The 17,270-nt window shown below is 69.1% G+C and carries 16 protein-coding genes and 2 pseudogenes; 16 read left to right on the plus strand and 2 right to left on the minus strand.

The window, feature by feature from the left end:
* Window positions 1–316 precede the first annotated feature (316 nt).
* The 11 genes and pseudogenes from ACFJGX_RS17230 (at window position 317) to ACFJGX_RS17280 (ending at window position 12,194) form a co-directional block, all read left to right on the plus strand.
* Window positions 317–2,432 (plus strand): annotated as a pseudogene (locus ACFJGX_RS17230) (3-hydroxyacyl-CoA dehydrogenase NAD-binding domain-containing protein).
* A gap of 31 nt (window positions 2,433–2,463) precedes the next feature.
* Window positions 2,464–3,640 (plus strand): annotated as a pseudogene (locus tag ACFJGX_RS17235) (acetyl-CoA C-acyltransferase).
* An 11-nt stretch (window positions 3,641–3,651) separates the two neighbouring features.
* Entirely contained in the window at window positions 3,652–4,089 is a 438-nt protein-coding gene (locus tag ACFJGX_RS17240; RefSeq protein ID WP_382324914.1) for a PaaI family thioesterase, read from the plus strand.
* A 13-nt stretch (window positions 4,090–4,102) separates the two neighbouring features.
* Window positions 4,103–5,926, plus strand: coding sequence for an acyl-CoA dehydrogenase (locus ACFJGX_RS17245; protein ID WP_382326645.1), 1,824 nt, complete (start codon window positions 4,103–4,105; stop codon window positions 5,924–5,926).
* Window positions 5,926–6,228, plus strand: a complete 303-nt coding sequence (locus tag ACFJGX_RS17250; RefSeq protein ID WP_382324912.1) for a Dabb family protein — start codon at window positions 5,926–5,928, stop codon at window positions 6,226–6,228. The genes ACFJGX_RS17245 and ACFJGX_RS17250 overlap by 1 nt, the downstream gene beginning before the upstream one ends.
* A 27-nt stretch (window positions 6,229–6,255) precedes the next feature.
* Entirely contained in the window at window positions 6,256–7,047 is a 792-nt protein-coding gene (locus ACFJGX_RS17255) for an SDR family oxidoreductase (protein ID WP_291119432.1), read from the plus strand.
* A gap of 7 nt (window positions 7,048–7,054) precedes the next feature.
* Window positions 7,055–7,483: a PaaI family thioesterase gene (locus tag ACFJGX_RS17260; RefSeq protein ID WP_382157808.1), complete on the plus strand. Its 429-nt coding sequence runs from the start codon at window positions 7,055–7,057 to the stop codon at window positions 7,481–7,483.
* Window positions 7,484–7,512: 29 nt separating this feature from the next.
* A complete protein-coding gene (locus ACFJGX_RS17265; RefSeq protein WP_382157810.1) occupies window positions 7,513–8,529 on the plus strand; it encodes an NADP-dependent oxidoreductase in 1,017 nt (338 codons plus the stop codon).
* 16 nt (window positions 8,530–8,545) lie between these two features.
* Window positions 8,546–9,601, plus strand: a complete 1,056-nt coding sequence (locus ACFJGX_RS17270) for a fatty acid desaturase family protein (protein ID WP_382324910.1) — start codon at window positions 8,546–8,548, stop codon at window positions 9,599–9,601.
* The gene (locus tag ACFJGX_RS17275; RefSeq protein WP_382326647.1) at window positions 9,585–11,234 is read left to right on the plus strand and encodes an isovaleryl-CoA dehydrogenase; all 1,650 of its coding nucleotides are present in this window, start codon (window positions 9,585–9,587) and stop codon (window positions 11,232–11,234) included. The genes ACFJGX_RS17270 and ACFJGX_RS17275 overlap by 17 nt, the downstream gene beginning before the upstream one ends.
* 24 nt (window positions 11,235–11,258) lie before the next feature.
* The gene (locus ACFJGX_RS17280; protein WP_382324906.1) at window positions 11,259–12,194 is read left to right on the plus strand and encodes a glutathione S-transferase family protein; all 936 of its coding nucleotides are present in this window, start codon (window positions 11,259–11,261) and stop codon (window positions 12,192–12,194) included.
* Here the strand turns inward: ACFJGX_RS17280 and ACFJGX_RS17285 are convergent.
* Window positions 12,167–12,493, minus strand: coding sequence for a hypothetical protein (locus ACFJGX_RS17285; RefSeq protein ID WP_382326649.1), 327 nt, complete (start codon window positions 12,491–12,493; stop codon window positions 12,167–12,169). The genes ACFJGX_RS17280 and ACFJGX_RS17285 overlap by 28 nt on opposite strands.
* Between ACFJGX_RS17285 and ACFJGX_RS17290 the strand changes: the two genes are divergently transcribed.
* The 5 genes from ACFJGX_RS17290 (at window position 12,492) to ACFJGX_RS17310 (ending at window position 15,411) form a co-directional block, all read left to right on the plus strand.
* Window positions 12,492–12,659 carry a hypothetical protein gene (locus ACFJGX_RS17290; protein WP_382326651.1) on the plus strand — a complete coding sequence of 56 codons (168 nt, stop codon included), beginning with the start codon at window positions 12,492–12,494 and terminating at the stop codon, window positions 12,657–12,659. The genes ACFJGX_RS17285 and ACFJGX_RS17290 overlap by 2 nt on opposite strands.
* A 25-nt stretch (window positions 12,660–12,684) precedes the next feature.
* Complete coding sequence (locus ACFJGX_RS17295) at window positions 12,685–13,590, plus strand: SDR family oxidoreductase (RefSeq protein ID WP_382324902.1); 906 nt, start codon at window positions 12,685–12,687, stop codon at window positions 13,588–13,590.
* 7 nt (window positions 13,591–13,597) lie between these two features.
* Entirely contained in the window at window positions 13,598–14,155 is a 558-nt protein-coding gene (locus ACFJGX_RS17300; RefSeq protein ID WP_382157822.1) for a methylated-DNA--[protein]-cysteine S-methyltransferase, read from the plus strand.
* 285 nt (window positions 14,156–14,440) lie between these two features.
* A complete protein-coding gene (locus tag ACFJGX_RS17305; protein WP_382326652.1) occupies window positions 14,441–15,073 on the plus strand; it encodes a helix-turn-helix domain-containing protein in 633 nt (210 codons plus the stop codon).
* The gene (locus tag ACFJGX_RS17310) at window positions 15,052–15,411 is read left to right on the plus strand and encodes a VOC family protein (RefSeq protein WP_382324898.1); all 360 of its coding nucleotides are present in this window, start codon (window positions 15,052–15,054) and stop codon (window positions 15,409–15,411) included. The genes ACFJGX_RS17305 and ACFJGX_RS17310 overlap by 22 nt, the downstream gene beginning before the upstream one ends.
* Before the next feature lie 4 nt (window positions 15,412–15,415).
* On the opposite strand, the gene ACFJGX_RS17315 is transcribed toward ACFJGX_RS17310, so the two are convergent.
* Window positions 15,416–17,209 carry a monovalent cation:proton antiporter-2 (CPA2) family protein gene (locus tag ACFJGX_RS17315; protein WP_382326654.1) on the minus strand — a complete coding sequence of 598 codons (1,794 nt, stop codon included), beginning with the start codon at window positions 17,207–17,209 and terminating at the stop codon, window positions 15,416–15,418.
* Between the last annotated feature and the right edge of the window lie 61 nt (window positions 17,210–17,270).

Here is a 17,270-nt window from a genome sequence, read left to right on the forward strand (position 1 = left end):
GCGGGTCGCTGCCCCCCAAGGGGGCTTTCCCGGCTTGGGGCGGCCCGGCGCCGGGACTCCCCCGCGCCGCCTGCGGCGGCACCCCCCACTGGGGGGCGATGCCTGTGGGCCGGCGGAGCCGGACCCACGGCATCCTGGTTGCGGGCACGCCCTCCGGAGCCAATTCCTTTTTTCGCCTCCCTGAGACAAGCCGGCGACACCCGGGTCTTGCGGCGTTGCACAATCTTTCTAGAATCGAACGATCGTTCTTTTTAAAGAAGAGCGTCACAGTCAACGCCCTCAGGCACTGTCCGACATACAACGAAGGAGCTTTTTCATGACCGCTGAGTACCAGGTCCACGGCGATGTGGCCGTCATCACCATGAACAACCCGCCGGTCAACGGCCTGGGGCTGTCCACCCGCCAGGGCATCACCGACGGGCTGGCCAAGGCCGAGGCCGATCCGGCCGTGAAGGCCATCGTGCTGACGGGTGCCGGCAAGGCGTTTTCGGGTGGGGCGGACATCCGCGAGTTCGGCTCGCCCAAGGCGCTGGCCGAGCCGAACCTGCTGTCGGTGATCCTGGCGGTGGAAAACGCCTCCAAGCCGGTCATCGCCGCGATCCACTCCGTCGCCATGGGCGGCGGCCTGGAGCTGGCCCTGGGCTGCCACTACCGCATCGCCGCGCCCGGCACCAACGTGGCGTTGCCCGAAGTGAAGCTGGGCCTGATTCCCGGCGCCGGCGGCACGCAGCGCCTGCCGCGCGCGCTGGGCGTGGAGCCCGCGCTCAACATGATCGTGAGCGGCGAGGCCGTCAAGAGCGAGATGCTGGCGCAGGTGCCCGGCCAGATGCTGTTCAACAAGCTGTCGGCCTCGCCCGAGAGCCTGGCCGAGGAAGCCCTGGCCCTGGCCCGCGAGATGGCCGCGAAACACGCCGACGGCAGCGCGCTGCCCCGGGTGCGTGACCTGCCCTGCAAGCACCCCAAGGGCGACGCGTACTTCCAGTTCGCGCGCAACATGGTCAAGGGCATGTCCAAGAACTTCCCGGCGCCGGCCAAGTGCGTGGACGCGGTGGAAGCCGCCACCAAGAAGAAGTTCGACGACGGCATGGCCTTCGAGCGCGAGATCTTCATCAACCTGATGTGGACGCCCGAGTGCCGCGCGCTGCGCCACCTGTTCACGGCCGAGCGCGCCGCGAGCAAGATTCCCGATGTGCCGGAAGACACGCCCAAGCGCGAGATCGCCTCGGTGGCCGTCATCGGCGCCGGCACCATGGGCGGCGGCATCTCCATGAACTTCCTCAACGCCGGCATTCCGGTGAAGATGCTGGAGATGAAGCAGGAGGCGCTGGACCGCGGCATCGCGACCATCCGCAAGAACTACGAAGCCCAGGTGAAGAAGGGCAAGCTCAAGCAGGACAAGTACGAGCAGCGCATGGCGCTGCTGAGCACCACACTGAGCTACGACGACATCGGCTCGGCCGACCTCGTGATCGAGGCCGTGTTCGAAGAGATCGGCGTGAAGGAAAAGGTGTTCAAGGAACTCGACCGCGTGATGAAGCCCGGCGCGATCCTGGCCTCCAACACCTCCACGCTGGACGTGAACCAGATCGCCAATTTCACCCAGCGCCCGCAGGACGTGGTGGGCCTGCACTTCTTCAGCCCGGCCAACGTGATGAAGCTGCTGGAAGTGGTGCGCGGCGAGAAGACCGCCAAGGACGTCATGGCCACCGTGATGGCCGTGGCCAAGAAGATCAAGAAGACGGCGGTGGTCTCCGGCGTGTGCGACGGCTTCATCGGCAACCGCATGATCGAGCAGTACGGCCGCCAGGGCGGTTTCCTGCTGGACGAGGGCTGCACGCCCGAACAGGTGGACAAGGCGATGGAGAAGTTCGGCATCGGCCATGGGCCCGTTCCGCATGGGCGACCTGGCCGGCAACGACATCGGCTGGGCGATCCGCAAGCGCCGCTACCAGGAAAAGCCGGACATGAAGTACAGCAAGACGGCCGACCTGCTGTGCGAGAAGGGCCGTTTCGGCCAGAAGACCGGTGCCGGCTGGTACGACTACGTGCCGGGCAAGCGCGACGCGATCCCGAACGCCGAGGTCGTGAAGATGATCGAGGACCACCGCAAGTCGCTCGGCATCACGCCGCGCAAGATCTCCGACGAGGAGATCGTGCAGCGCCTGGTGTACTCGCTGGTGAACGAGGCCGCGCACATCCTGGAAGAGGGCATCGCCAACAAGGCCAGCGACATCGACGTGGTCTACATCTTCGGCTATGGCTTCCCGATCCACCGCGGCGGTCCGATGATCTACGCCGACACGGTGGGCCTGTTCAACGTGGTGCAGAGCATGAAGCGCTTCGCCAAGAACCCGCTGGACGACGCGAAATTCTGGGAGCCGGCACCGCTGCTGGCGCGACTCGTGGCCGAAGGCAAGACCTTCAACGCCTGAGCCCACGAACCCCACACTAGGAGAACATTTCATGACCAACGCCGTCATCGTTTCCACCGCCCGCACCCCCCTGGCCAAGAGCTGGAAGGGCGCTTTCAACATGACCCATGGCGCCACGCTCGGCGGCCACGCGGTGCAGCACGCCGTGCAGCGCGCCGGCATCGAAGCCGCTGAAGTGGACGACGTCATCATGGGCTGCGCCAACCCCGAAGGCGCCACCGGCGCCAACATCGCGCGCCAGATCGCGCTGCGCGCCGGCCTGCCCATCACCACCTCGGGCATGACGGTGAACCGGTTCTGCTCGTCCGGCCTGCAGACCATTGCCATGGCCGCGCAACGCATCATCGCGGGCGAGGGCGACGTGTACGTGGCCGGCGGTGTGGAGAGCATTTCCTGCGTGCAGCAGGAAATGAACACCCACATGCTGGCCGACCCCTGGCTGGTGAAGAACAAGCCCGAGATCTACTGGAACATGCTGCAGACCGCCGAGCAGGCTGCGCAAGCGCTACAACATCTCGCGCGACGCCATGGACGAGTACGGCGCCGCCAGCCAGCAGCGGGCCACGGCCGCGCTGGAAGCGGGTCTCTTCAAGGCCGAGATCGCCCCCATCACCGTGACCGCCGGCGTGGTCGACAAGGTCATGGGCCTGAGCACCAAACAGGTGACGGTGGAGAACGACGAAGGCATCCGCGCCGGCACCACCAAGGAAGGCATCAGCGGCATCCGCCCGGCGATTCCCGGAGGCGTGATCTCGGCCGGCAACGCCAGCCAGTTCAGCGACGGCGGCGGTGCCTGCGTGCTGATGAACGAGACCCTCGCCGAGAAGCGCGGCCTCAAACCCCTGGGCCGTTTCCTTGGCTTCGCGGTGGCCGGCTGCGAGCCCGATGAAATGGGCATCGGCCCGGTCTTCGCCATTCCCAAGGTGCTCGCGCGCCTGGGCCTGAAGGTGAGCGACATCGATCTGTGGGAGCTCAACGAAGCCTTCGCGGTGCAGGTGATCTACTGCCGCGACAAGCTGGGCATCCCCGGCGACCGCCTCAACGTGAACGGCGGCGCGATCGCCGTGGGCCACCCCTACGGCGTGTCGGGCCAGCGCCTGACCGGCCACGCGCTGCTCGAAGGCAAGCGCCGTGGCGCCAAGCGCGTCTGCGTGACCATGTGCATTGGCGGTGGCATGGGCGCCGCCGGCGTGTTCGAAGTCCTCTGAGGGCCGGCACCATGGCCGAGGCCAGCGTCAGCCCCGAGGTGTTTCTGGCGATGGGGCGCGAGGTGCTGGCCGCGCAGCCGTTCTCGCGCCTCATCGGCGCCGAGCTGGCCGCGTTTTCCAAGGGGCATTGCGAGCTGCACGTGCCCATCGGCGAATCGGTGAAGCAGCAGCACGGCTTCGTCCACGGCGGCGTGCTGAGCTACGCCGCCGACAACGCGCTTACCTACGCCGGTGGCAGTGCCCTGGGCTTGCCGGTGGTCACGGCTGAGTTCAAGATCAACTATTTGCGGCCTGCGATTGGTGAGCGCCTGATCGCCCGGGCCGACGCCGTGCACACCGGCAGGACGCAATCGGTCTGCCGCTGCGACGTCTTCGTGGTCAAAGATGGGGTGGAGAAACTCTGCGCGGTGTCGCAGGGCACCATCGCCGCGCTGCCACCCAAGAACTGAAGAAGAGACATCCATGAGCCTGCGCCCCACCGTCGATTTCCTGCTTTACGACTGGCTCGATGCGCCCGCGCTGAGCGGGCGCGAGCGCTTCGCCGACCACAGCCGCGAGACCTTCGACGCCGTGCTCGACACCTGCGAGCGCATCGCGCGCGAGAAGTACGCGCCGTTCAACCGCGTGGTGGACACGCAGGAACCGCATTTCGACGGTGAGAAGGTGATCCTGCCCCAGGCCACGCACGACGCGCAGAAGGCCTACGCCGAGAGCGGCATGCTCAGCGCCGCGCAGGATTACGAGGTGGGCGGCATGCAGCTGCCCTACACGGTGGAGGCCGCGGCCAACGCCTTCTTCGCCATGGCCTCGGTGAGCATCGGCAGCGGCATGCTCACCACCGGCAACGCCAACCTGCTCATGGTGCACGGCACCGAGGCGCAGAAGAACGTGTTCGCGCTCAACGAGTTCTCGGGCCGGTTCTCCGGCACCATGTGCCTGTCCGAACCGCAGGCCGGTTCGTCGCTGAGCGACGTGACGACCCGCGCCGTGCCCGATGGCGCCGGCTTCGAGAGCGACCCGCTCGGGCCGCGCTACCGCCTCAAGGGCAACAAGATGTGGATCTCGGCCGGCGAGCACGAGCTGACCGAGAACATCATCCACCTGGTGCTGGCCAAGATCCCGGACGAAAACGGCAAGCTGGTGCCCGGCACGCGCGGCATCTCGCTTTTCATCGTGCCCAAGAAGATCGTGAACCCCGCCGGGGAATTGACGGGCGAACGCAACGACGTGGCGCTCGCGGGCCTGAACCACAAGTGCGGCTGGCGCGGCACCACCAACACGCTGCTCAACTTCGGCGAGGGCAAGTACCCGGTGCAGGGCGAAGCGGGCGCGGTGGGGTATCTGGTGGGGCAGGCGGGCAAAGGCCTGCACTGCATGTTCCACATGATGAACGAGGCCCGCATCGGCGTGGGCATGGCCGCCACCATGCTGGGCATGGCGGGCTACCTTGCCAGCCTGGACTACGCGAAGAACCGCCCGCAGGGCCGCCCCATGGGCCCGGCCGGCAAGGACCCGGCGCAGCCGCCGGTGCGCATCATCGAACACGCGGACGTCAAGCGCATGCTGCTGGCGCAGAAGGCGTATTGCGAAGGCGCGCTCGCGCTGGAGCTGTATTGCGCGCGCCTGGTGGACGAGCAGCACACGGCCAACGCCGCCACGGCTGACGACGCGCGCCTGCTGCTGGAGGTGCTCACGCCCATCGCCAAGAGCTGGCCCAGCGAGTGGTGCCTGGAGGCCAACAGCCTGGCGATCCAGATCCATGGCGGTTACGGCTACACGCGCGATTTCCCGGTGGAGCAGTACTGGCGCGACAACCGCCTGAACATGATCCACGAAGGCACGCACGGCATCCAGGCCATGGACCTGCTGGGCCGCAAGGTGCTGATGGAAGGTGGCAAGGGCCTGAGCCTGCTGGCCGGGCGCATCAACGACACCATCCAGCGCGCCATCCACGTGCCCGAACTGGCCGCCCACGCGAATGCGCTGGGCCAGGCGCTCGCGCAGGTGGGCGCCGCCACCAAGGCCGCCTGGGCCACCGGCGAACCCACCGACGCGCTGGCCAATGCCGTGCCCTACCTGCAGGCCTTCGGCCACACGGTGCTGGCCTGGGTCTGGCTGGACGTGGCGCTCGCCGCGCACGTGGCACCCGAATCGAACGCCCGCACCGGCCGCCTGGCCGCCATGCGCTTCTTCTTCCACTACGAGCTGCCCAAGATCGGCGCGTGGCTGCAGGTGGTGAGCAGCCGCGACCAGACCTGCGCGGCCCTGCCCGAGGAGGCCTTCTGATGTTGCATCACATCGTCATGTGGAAGATCAAGGCCACGGCCGACGGCAGCAGCCACGAGGCCAACATCGCCAAGGCCAAGGCCTTGCTCGATGCCTGTGCCAAGCTGGTGCCCGGCATCGTTCGCTTCGAGGTCGCCACCGCCGGCGGCGACCTGGAATGCACCTACGATCTGGTGCTCAACAGCAGCTTCACCGGCCGCGACGCGCTCGCCGCGTACCAGAACCATCCCTCGCACACCGCCCTCAAGCCGTTCATGCGCCTGGTGGTGGAGCAGCGGCAGTGCATGGACTACGAGACCTGATTCTTCACAGACACCACAGGAGACCACATGACCCGAACCATTCCCCAACTCTTCGACCTCAAGGGCCGGACCGCCCTGATCACCGGTGGCTCGCGCGGCCTGGGCCTGCAGATGGCCCACGCCCTGGGCGAGGCCGGCGCGCGCGTGCTGGTGAGTTCGCGCAAGGCCGAGGACCTGGAGAGCGCCACCGCCGAACTGCAGGCCGCCGGCATCGACGCGCGCTGGATCGCGGCCGACTGCTCGAAGGAAGAAGACATCCACCGCCTGGCCGACGAGAGTCTGCAGCGCCTGGGCGACATCGACATCCTGGTGAACAACGCGGGCGCCGCCTGGGGCGCGCCGGCCGAAGACCACCCGGTGGAGGCCTGGGACAAGGTGATGAACCTCAACGTGCGCAGCTACTTCATCCTGAGCCAGGTGATCGCCCGGCGCAGCATGATCGCGCGCAAGTCGGGCCGCATCATCAACACCGCGTCCATCGCCGGCCTGGGCGGCAACCCCTCGGGCATGAACACCATCGCCTACAACACCTCCAAGGGCGCGGTGATCAACTTCACCCGCGCGCTGGCCGCCGAGTGGGGCAAGTACGGCATCACCGTCAACGCGATCTGCCCGGGCTTCTTCCCGAGCAAGATGACCGTGGGCACGCTCAAGACCATGGGCGAGGAAAAACTCGCTTCGCACGCACCGCTGCGCCGCCTGGGCGACGACGAAGACCTCAAGGGCCTGACCGTGCTCTACGCCTCCGACGCCGGCAAGCACATCACGGGCCAGTGGCTGGCGGTGGACGGTGGCGTCAGCGTGATCACCGGAGGCTGAGCGTTTCATGGAGTTTTCCGTCCGCATCCCTTTCGTCGAGCTGCTGGGCTTCGAACTGCACCGGTTCGAAGGCGGGGAGGCGGAGCTTCGCTTCGACCCGGGGCCCGACCACCTGAACTCGTTCGACGTGGTGCACGGCGGCGCCAGCATGACGCTGCTCGACGTGGTCATGGCCCACGCCGCGCGCTCCACCGAGCCCGACATGGGCGCGGTCACCATCGAGATGAAGACCAGTTTCATGCGCGCCGCCAAGGGGCCGCTGCGGGCCACGGGCCGCACGCTGCACCGCACCGCCACGATGGTCTTCACCGAAGGCCACATTCACGACGCCGCCGGCAAGCTCTGCGCCCACGCCACCGGCACCTTCAAGCTCATGCCGCGCCTGGCCACCGGCGCCAGCAGCGCGCAGCCCCTCAACCGCATCCGGACCGACTGACGGTCCTTGTCGCCCAACGGAGAAACACCATGCCCGCCAACCAACAGATCCTGCTCGACAACCGCCCCGACGGTGAAGCCACCGTCCACAACTTCAAGCTCGTCACCACCCAGACGCCCGCGCTGGCCGACGGCCAGGTGCTGGTGCGCCACCACTTCCTGAGCCTGGACCCCTACATGCGCGGCCGCATGAACGACAGCAAGAGCTACGCCGCCTCGCAGCCGCTGGGCGAGGTGATGATCGGTGGCACCGTGGGCGAGGTCGCTGAATCGAAGCACCCCAAGTTCCAGCCCGGCGACAAGGTCGTGGGCATGGGCGGCTGGCAGGAATACAGCGTGGTCGATGCCGGCCAGCCCGGCGCGCTGCGCAAGGTGGACACCACCCACGTGCCGCTGTCGCACTACCTGGGCGCGGTCGGCATGCCGGGCGTGACCGCCTGGTACGGCCTGGTGAAGATCATCAACCCCAAGGCCGGCGACACCGTGGTGGTGAGCGCCGCCACGGGCGCGGTGGGCAGCGCCTTCGGTGCTTTGGCCAAGGCGCGCGGCTGCCGCGCGGTTGGCATCGCCGGTGGCCCGGACAAGTGCAAGTACGCGGTGGAAGAGCTGGGCTTCGACGCCTGTATCGACTACAAGGTCCACAAGGACATGTACTCGCTGGCCAAGGCCTTGAAGGAAGTCTGTCCCAAGGGCATCGACGGCTACTTCGAAAACGTGGGCGGCATGGTGCTCGACGCGGTGCTGCTGCGCATGAACGCCTTCGGCCGCATCGCGGTGTGCGGCATGATCGCCGGCTACGACGGCCAGCCGCTGCCGCTGGCCAACCCCGCGCTGATCCTGGTGAACCGCCTCAAGGTCGAGGGCTTCATCGTCAGCGAGCACATGGAAGTCTGGCCCGAGGCCCTGACCGAGCTGGGCACGCTGGTGGGCACCGGCAAGCTGCGCCCGCGCGAAACGGTGGCGCAGGGCCTGGCCGCCGCGCCCGAGGCCTTCATGGGCCTGCTCAAGGGCAAGAACTTCGGCAAGCAGCTCGTCAAGCTGGTCTGAGCCACCGGGGTCGCGCGTGGACACGCCGGGCCAGCAGCAAGGTGAAGAGTTCCGCCAGGACCTGCGGGCACCCGGCGCGCGCAACGCGCAGGCGCGCCGCCTGCTCAGCACGGCCGAGCTGGCGCCGCTGACGCGGCTGTCCACGGCGCGCTCCCTGCTGGCGATCGCGCAGACCCTGGGCTGGATCGCCGCGGCCGTGGCGCTGGCGGTGCTTACCTGGCCCAGCCCGTGGCTGGTGCTCAGCGTGCTGGTGCTCGGTGTGGCGCAGCACGCCGTCTTCATCCTGATCCACGAGGCCGCCCACTACCGCCTGTTCGCCGCGCGCTGGGCCAACGACGGCCTGGGCCGGCTGATGGGCATGGCCGTGGGCCTGTCGATGTGCACCTACCGCGTCACGCACCGCCTGCACCACAACCACCTCTACACCGAGGAAGACCCGGACACCGCCATCCACGGCGGCTACCCGCGCGGTCGCCTGTACCTGTTGCGCAAGCTGGGTGAAGACCTGCTGGGCCTCAACGCCTGGAAGACCTACGCCTACTTCTTCGGTGCGCCCGCCATCAACGACGACACGCGGCGCGAGATCCGCCCGCTGGACGACACCTCGCCCGCCTTGCGCGCCGCCGCGCGGCAGGACCGCTGGCTGGTGCTGGCCTTCCAGCTGACCGCGCCGCTGGCGGCCTTCGCCTGGGGTGGTGCGCAAGGCCTGCTGATGTACGCGGTGCTGTGGCTGTTGCCCCTGGTCACGGTGCTGCAGCCCATCTTGCGCCTGCGTGCGATCTGCGAGCACGGCGCGGTGACCGACCTGTCCTCGCCGCTGACCGCGGCGCGCTGCAACCGCACCAGCGGCTCGCTGGCCAATTGGCTGGGCCGCGCGCTGCTGTTCCCGCACCACGTGAACTACCACCTGGAACACCACCTGTACCCGGCCGTGCCGCACTACCACCTGCCGCGCCTGCACCGGCTGCTGCGCGACAAGGGCGCGCTGGACGCCGCCGAGGTGCGCGACCTGAGCGACACCTGGACCCGGATCTTTGCCCCGAGGAGACCCCGAGATGCCCGCCACGCATGACGTTTTCAACCAGCCCGAGCCGCTGGTGGATGTGAACCTGTTCGACGGCAACCGGCCGATGCAGGCGGCGTTGAAATTCAACGCGCCCGCGCTGGACACCGCGCCGCTGCAGGCGCTGGGCGCCACGGTGGGCAACGGCGAGATGCAGACGCACGCGCGCCTGGCGAACGTGCACACGCCGCAGCTCAAGACGCACAGCCGCTTCGGCCACCGCATCGACCAGGTGGAGTTCCACCCGAGCTACCACGCGCTGATGACGGCCGCGGTGGGCGCGGGCCTGCACGGCACCGCGTTCTCGGCCGAGCAGCAGGCCACCGGCCACGCCCACCAGCTGCGCGCCGCCGGTTTCATGCTCTTCACCGAGCTGGAACCCTCCATCCTGTGCCCCATCTCCATGAGCTACGCGGTGGCGCCCGCGCTCAAGGACAACCCGGCCATCTACCGGGACTGGGCGCCCGGCCTCACCAGCCGCGCCTACGACCCGGCGCTCACGGTCTGGCGCGACAAGCCCGGCCTGACCATGGGCATGGGCATGACGGAGAAGCAGGGTGGCTCCGACGTGCGCGCAAACACCACGCGCGCCGAGCCCGCCGGCAGCGACGCCTGGGGCCAGCGCTACAGCGTCACCGGCCACAAGTGGTTCTTCTCGGCACCGATGTGCGACGCCTTCCTGATCCTGGCGCAGACGGCCAGCGGGCTCTCGTGCCTGTTCCTGCCGCGCGTGCTGCCCGACGGCACGCTCAACCAGCTGTTCATCCAGCGCCTGAAGGACAAGCTGGGCAACAAGGCCAACGCGAGCTCCGAGGTGGAGTTCGTGGGCGCCAGCGCCTGGCTGGTGGGCGAGGAGGGGCGCGGCGTGCCGCAGATCCTGGCCATGGGCACCATGACGCGGCTGGACTGCGCGCTGGGCACCAGCGGCCTGATGCGCCAGGCGCTGTCCATCGCGCTGAACCACACCACGCAGCGCAAGGCCTTCGGCAAGGCGCTGATCGACCAGCCGCTGATGAAGAACGTGCTGGCCGACCTGGCGCTGGAGTCCGAGGCGTCCACCGCGCTGGCCCTGCGCCTGGCGCGCAGCTTCGACCGCGCGGCCGACCCGCACGAGCAGGTGATGACGCGCCTGCTCACCCCGGTGGCCAAGTTCTGGATCTGCAAGCGCGGCAGCCACTTCGCGCAGGAAGCCATGGAATGCCTGGGCGGCAACGGCTACGTGGAGGAGGGCGGCGAGGGCGTCATGGCGCGCATCTACCGCGAAATGCCGCTCAACTCGATCTGGGAGGGCGCGGGCAACATCATGGCGCTGGACCTGCTGCGCGCCTTGCGCAAGGCCGATGCCGCCGCCGCGCTGGCCCAGGAACTCGCGCCCGCGCGCGGCATGCACGCCGCGCTGGATCACCTGGCCGATCGCCTGCCGGCTCGCGTGGAAGAGATGGCCACCGAGATGGAAGCCCGCCGCCTGGCGCAGGACGTGGCCCTGGCCGTGCAGGCCGCGCTGCTGGCGCAGACCGCGCCTTCGGCCGTGTTCGGCGCCTTCTGCGAGTCGCGCCTGGCCGGGCAGTGGGGTTACAGCTTCGGGTCGCTGGGTGCGGGCACCGATTTCGATGCCATCATTGCCCGAGCCATGCCGCGCTGAACATTCCCACAAGGCCCCCCCGATATGTCCGACCTCATCCTTCACCACTACGCCACGTCGCCGTTTTCCGAGAAAGCGCGCCTGATGCTGGGCCACAAGGGCCTTGCCTGGCAGAGCGTGAACATCCCGCGCATCATGCCCAAGCCCGACGTGGTCGCGCTCACCGGCGGCTACCGCCGCACGCCCATCCTGCAGGTCGGCGCCGACATCTACTGCGACACCGCGCTGATCTGCGACGTGCTGGAGCACCGCCAGCCCCAGCCCGCGCTCTACCACGAGCACCACAAGGGCGTGGCGCGCGTGCTGGCTCAATGGGCCGACACCACGCTGTTCTGGGCCGCCATGGCCTACAGCCTCAGCCCGAAGGGCGCGGCCGCGCTGTTCGCCGGCCAGCCGCCCGAAGCGGCCCAGGCCTTCGCGGCCGACCGCGGCGCGATGCGCGGCGGCATGACCAGCCTGCGCCCGGGCGACGCCACCGCCGCCTACCGCAGCTACCTGCGCCGCCTCTCCACCATGGTCGAGGAACAGCCCTTCCTGCTGGGCGGCGCGCCCTGCGTGGCCGACTTCGCCGCCTACCACCCGCTGTGGTTCAGCCGCGTGGTCAACCCCGCGATGGCCGGCATCCTGGACGCCACGCCCCACGTGATCGAGTGGCTGGACCGCATGGCCGCCATCGGCCACGGCACGTCGCACAAGATGACGTCCACCGAGGCGATCGCCATCGCGGCCGCCGCCGAGCCCGCGCCGCTGACCGACGACGTGTTCCAGGACGAACACGGCATCGCCCTGGGCAGCCGCGTGACCGTGACCGCCGAGTCCTTCGGCCCCGAGCCCACCGAAGGCATCCTGCGCGCGGCCACGCGCACCCGCTACACGCTGGAACGCAACGACGAGCGCGCCGGGCGCCTGCACGTGCACTTCCCGCGCATCGGTTATGTGTTGAGGGAAGTGCGCGCTTGAGCTCCCCGACCCCGAACCTGACCTGGCGCTGCCTGCCTTTTGATGCCCTGCATGCCCGCAACCTGTATGCCCTGCTGCAACTGCGCACCGAGGTGTTCGTGATGGAACAGAACTGCGTGTTCCAGGACATGGACGGCGCCGACGCCCGATGTTTCCACCTGCTCGGTGAACGCACCGACGGCACGCTGGCGGCCTACGCCCGCCTGGTGCCGGCCGGCCTGAAATTCACCGAGGCCAGCATCGGCCGCGTGGTCACGCTGCCGGCCGCGCGCGGCGGTGGCGCAGGGCCATGTGCTCATGCGCGAAGCGGTGCGGGCCTTGCACGGCCTGTGGGGCGTGCAGCCCATCCGCATCGGCGCGCAGGCCAGATTGGAGGCCTTCTACCGCCAGCACGGCTTCGAACCGGCCAGCGAGATCTACATCGAAGACGGCATCGACCACATCGAGATGGTTCGGGCCGCCTGAGTTCTTTCACACACAGGAGACATCCATGATTCAGGATTTCAAGGGCAAAACGGCGGTGCTCACCGGCGCCGGCTCGGGCTTCGGCCTCGAATGCGCGCGCATCGGCGCGAAGCTGGGCATGAATCTGGTGCTGGTGGACGTGCAGCAGGACGCGCTGGACAAGGCCACGGCCGAGATCGAGGCCACCGGCGTGCAGGTGCTCTCGCGCAAGGTCGACGTCTCCAGCCAGGAACAGATGGAAGCCCTGGCCAAGGCGGTCGAACAGCGCTTCGGCGCTCCGCACTTCGTCTTCAACAACGCGGGCGTGGGCTCGGCCGGCCTGGTGTGGGAAAACTCGGTGCGCGACTGGGAATGGGTGCTGGGCGTGAACCTCTGGGGCGTGATCCACGGCGTGCGCCTGTTCACCCCCATGATGCTGGCCGCCGCCAGGAAAGACCCGAACTGGCGCGGCCACATCGTCAACACCGCCAGCATGGCCGGCCTGCTCACGCCGCCCAACATGGGCATCTACAACGTGAGCAAACACGCCTTGGTGAGCCTGACCGAGACGCTCTACCAGGATCTGAAGCTGGTGAGCGATCAGCTCAGCACCAGCGTGCTGTGCCCGTACTTCGTGCCCACCGGCATCAACCAGAGCCACCGCAACCGCCCGGCCGAGATGGCCGACGAAAAAGCCACGCAAAGCCAGCTGATCGGTCAGGCCATGACCGACAAGGCCGTGGGCTCGGGCAAGGTCTCGGCCGCCGAGGTGGCCCAGCTGGTGTTCGACGCCATCAGCGCCGACCGCTTCTACATCTTCAGCCACCCGCGCGCGCTGGGCAATGTGCGCGCGCGCATGGAAGGCATCGTCAACCAGACCAACCCGGCCGACCCGTTCCTCGAACGGCCCGAGATCGGTGCGGGTTTGCGCGCGGCGCTGCGCGCGGTGTGAGACCGCGATGGACGGCGGCCACACGCTGTTCGACACCGCCATCGGTGCCATCGGCATCGCCTGGGGGCCGCACGGCGTGGTGGCGGTGCAGTTGCCCGAAGCGGACGCCACGCGCACCCGGGCGCGGCTGCTGAAGGGCCTGCCGCCGCTGCCGGAAGACGCGCACCCGCCCGCGCCGGTGCAGGCCGCCATCGACGGCGTCCAGGCCTTGCTGGCGGGCGCCTCGCGCAGCGATCTGCGCGAGATCGCGCTCGACATGAGCGGACTCACCCCGTTCCAGCGCGAGGTCTATGCCCTGGCCCGCGCGATACCGCCCGGCGAAACGCGCACCTATGGCGAACTGGCCGAGGCCTTGGGCGACGCCGGCCTGGCCCGGGCGGTGGGGCAGGCCATGGGCCACAACCCGTTCGCGCCCATCGTGCCTTGCCACCGCGTGCTCGCGGCGGGCGGGCGCTCGGGTGGTTTCTCGGGCGGCAGCGGCGTGCCGACCAAGCTGCGCATGCTGCAGATCGAGCGCGCCCGCATCGGCAACGAGCCCGGCCTGTTCGACGGAGAGCCGCCGTGATCACCGCCACCGAGCTGCAGGCCGGCCCGGTGCGCGTGGTGGACTACCGCTGCGGCACAGGCCCGGCCGAGCGGCCGTTCACGGAGGTGCACCAGGGCCATTCGGTGTCCTATGTGCGCAAGGGCACCTTCGGCTACCGGGTGGGCGGCGATGCCTACGAGCTGGTGGCCGGCTCGGTGCTGGTGGGCCACCCGGGCGACGAATTCATGTGCACGCACGACCACGCGGTCTGCGGCGACGAGTGCCTGGCCTTTCACCTCTCGCCCGGCTTCGTCGAACTGGTCGGTGGCGACCGCCGCACCTGGCGCACCGGCGGCCTGCCGCCCTTGCCCGGGCTCATGGTGCTGGGCGAGCTCGCGCAGGCCGTGCGCCAGCGGCCAGGGCGACGCCGGCCTGGACGAGGTGGGCCTGTGGTTCGCGTCGCGCTTCGTGGACGTGGTGAGCGGCCGCGAGCTCAGGCCCGCGCCGGTGGCCGAACGCGACCGGCGCCGCGCGGTCGAGGCCGCGACGTGGATCGCGGCCCATTCGAACGAGGCCGTCGACCTGGACCGGGCGGCGGGCGAAGCGGCCCTGAGTCCGTTCCATTTCCTGCGGGTGTTCTCGCGGGTGCTGGGCGTCACGCCGCACCAGTACCTGGTGCGCTCGCGCCTGCGGCACGCGGCCCGGCTGCTCGCCGAGGACGATCGCCCGGTGACCGAGGTGGCGCTGGAGGTGGGCTTCGCCGACCTCAGCAACTTCGTGCGCAGCTTCCACCGCGCGGCCGGCCTGTCCCCGCGCGGCTTCCGGCGCGCCGCCCGCAACGGTCTTCCCCAAGACCGCAAGATTCTCCAAGACCGCCTGGCGACCCTGCTCGAAGATGAACGCCTCATCCACCCATCGAGCAGGAAACCTTCGCCATGTACGACCACCTCGGACTGAAAGTCAACGACCTCGCCAAGAGCACCCGCTTCTACGAAGCCGCGCTCGCGCCGCTCGGCCACGTGCTGGGCTCCCACGACGACAGTTATGCCGGCCTGGGGCCGAAAGACGCCCCCGCGCTGTGGCTCTACGCGGCGCCGGGCCACCAGGGCCCGGGCACGCACGTCGCGTTTCGCGCCTCCGACCACCGGGCGGTGGACGCCTTCTACAAAGCGGGCCTGAAGGCCGGCGCGCGCGACAACGGCGGCCCCGGCGCGCGGCCCGACTACAGCCCGACCTACTACGCGGCCTTCCTGATCGATCCCGACGGCAACAACGTCGAAGCCGTCTGCCCGTGAGGGTTCAGGCCGGGGCCTGCGCGTCCTGGCCCTCGGCCTGCTGTTTCTTCACCTGGTTGCCCAGCACCAGCTGGCGGCCGGCGAACAGGCCGCCGGCGGCTTCGAGGTCCATGCGCTCGGCGTCGCGCCGGCGCAGGTGCTCCATCACCTCGTCGGCTTCCTCCTCGGCGGCCCCGAGCGTGAGCACCGCCTGGCGGCCCATGGCCATGGCCGACTCGAAGGTCTCGCGCACGAGGTAGCCCACGTCGGCCTTGCGCAGCTCGAGCACGTGTTCGCGGTCGAACGCGCGCACCAGCAGCTCGGCGTGCGGGAACTCGGTCTTGGCCAGCTCGGCGATGCGAGTGGCGGCTTCCTTGTTGTCCAGGCAGACCAGGATGGCCTGCGCCGCGTGGGCGCCGGCCGCATGCAGCACGTCGGCGCGGCAACCGTCGCCGTAATAGACCTTGAAACCGTAGGCTTCGGCGTCGCGGATCATCTGCACGTTGTTGTCGATGATGGTGATGCTCGCGCCCCGGGCGATCACGCCCTGGCTGGCGATCTGGCCGAAACGGCCGAAGCCGATCACCAGCACGCTCGCGGCCCGGTCGGCCACGGTCTCGATGCCGTCCATGGACACGCCGGTGTCCTTGGCCGCGAAGCGCCGGTGCACCAGCACCACCAGCGGGGTGAGCGCCATGGACAGGACCACGATGGCGGTCATGTTGGCGTTGACCACCGGGTCGATCACCTTGGCGCCCAGCGCGGCGGCGAACAGCACGAAGGCGAACTCGCCGCCCTGCGCCATGAGCACGGCGCGGTCCAGCGCGTCGGCGTGCGAGCTGCGGGCGAAGCGCGCCACGCCGTAGATGCACAGGGCCTTGACCAGCATCATCGCCACCACGCCGGCCACGATGATGGGCCAGTTGCTCGCCACGGCCGCCAGGTCCAGCGACATGCCCACGCTCAGGAAGAACAGGCCCAGCAGCAGGCCGCGGAAGGGCTCGATGTCGGCCTCCAGCTGGTGGCGGAAGGTGGATTCGGACAGCAGCACGCCGGCCAGGAAGGCGCCCATGGCCATGGACAGGCCACCGACCTGCATCAGCAGGGCCGCGCCCAGCACCACCAGTAGGGCGGCGGCGGTCATCACCTCGCGCGCCTTGGCGTTGGCCAGGATGCGGAAGAGGGGGTTGAGCAGCCACACGCCTGCGGCCACGAGCGCCACCAGCGAGCCCAGGCCCAGGCCGATCGCGCCCCAGCGCGACGAGTTGGCGGCCACCGGCCCGCCGATGTCGGGCGGCGCCAGGAAGGCCACCACCGCCAGCAGCGGCACGATCAGCAGGTCCTCGAACAGCAGGATGGCGACGATCTTCTGGCCGCGCGGCTGGGCCATGTCGCCGCGCTCGCCCAGCAGCTGCATCACCACGGCGGTGGAGGTCAGCACGAAGCCCATGGCGCTCACGAAGGACACGCCCAGCGGGAAACCGAAGGCCAGGCCGACGCCGGTGAGCAGAAAGCCGCACACCACCACCTGCAGGCTGCCCAGGCCGAAGATGGCCTTGCGCAGGCTCCAGAGGTGCGAGGGCTGCATCTCCAGGCCGATCACGAAGAGGTACATCACCACCCCGAGCTCGGCCGTGTGCAGGATGGTGGCCGGGTCGCTGATCAGGCCCATGCCGAACGGCCCGATCGCCAGGCCCGCGGCCAGGTAACCCAGCACCGAGCCCAGGCCGATGCGCTTGAACAGGGGCACGGCGACCACCGCTGCGCCCAGCAGGGTCACGACTTTGAGCAGGTCGCCTGCGCTGCCTTCAACGGCCATGGTGGGGTTCTCCGGGGGAAAGTAGGGGGGTGGGATGCGAAATTGTGACGCACCTGGACCG

The sequence above is a fragment of the Hydrogenophaga sp. UC242_50 genome (assembly GCF_042697355.1).
Classification (GTDB): Bacteria; Pseudomonadota; Gammaproteobacteria; order Burkholderiales; family Burkholderiaceae_C; genus Hydrogenophaga.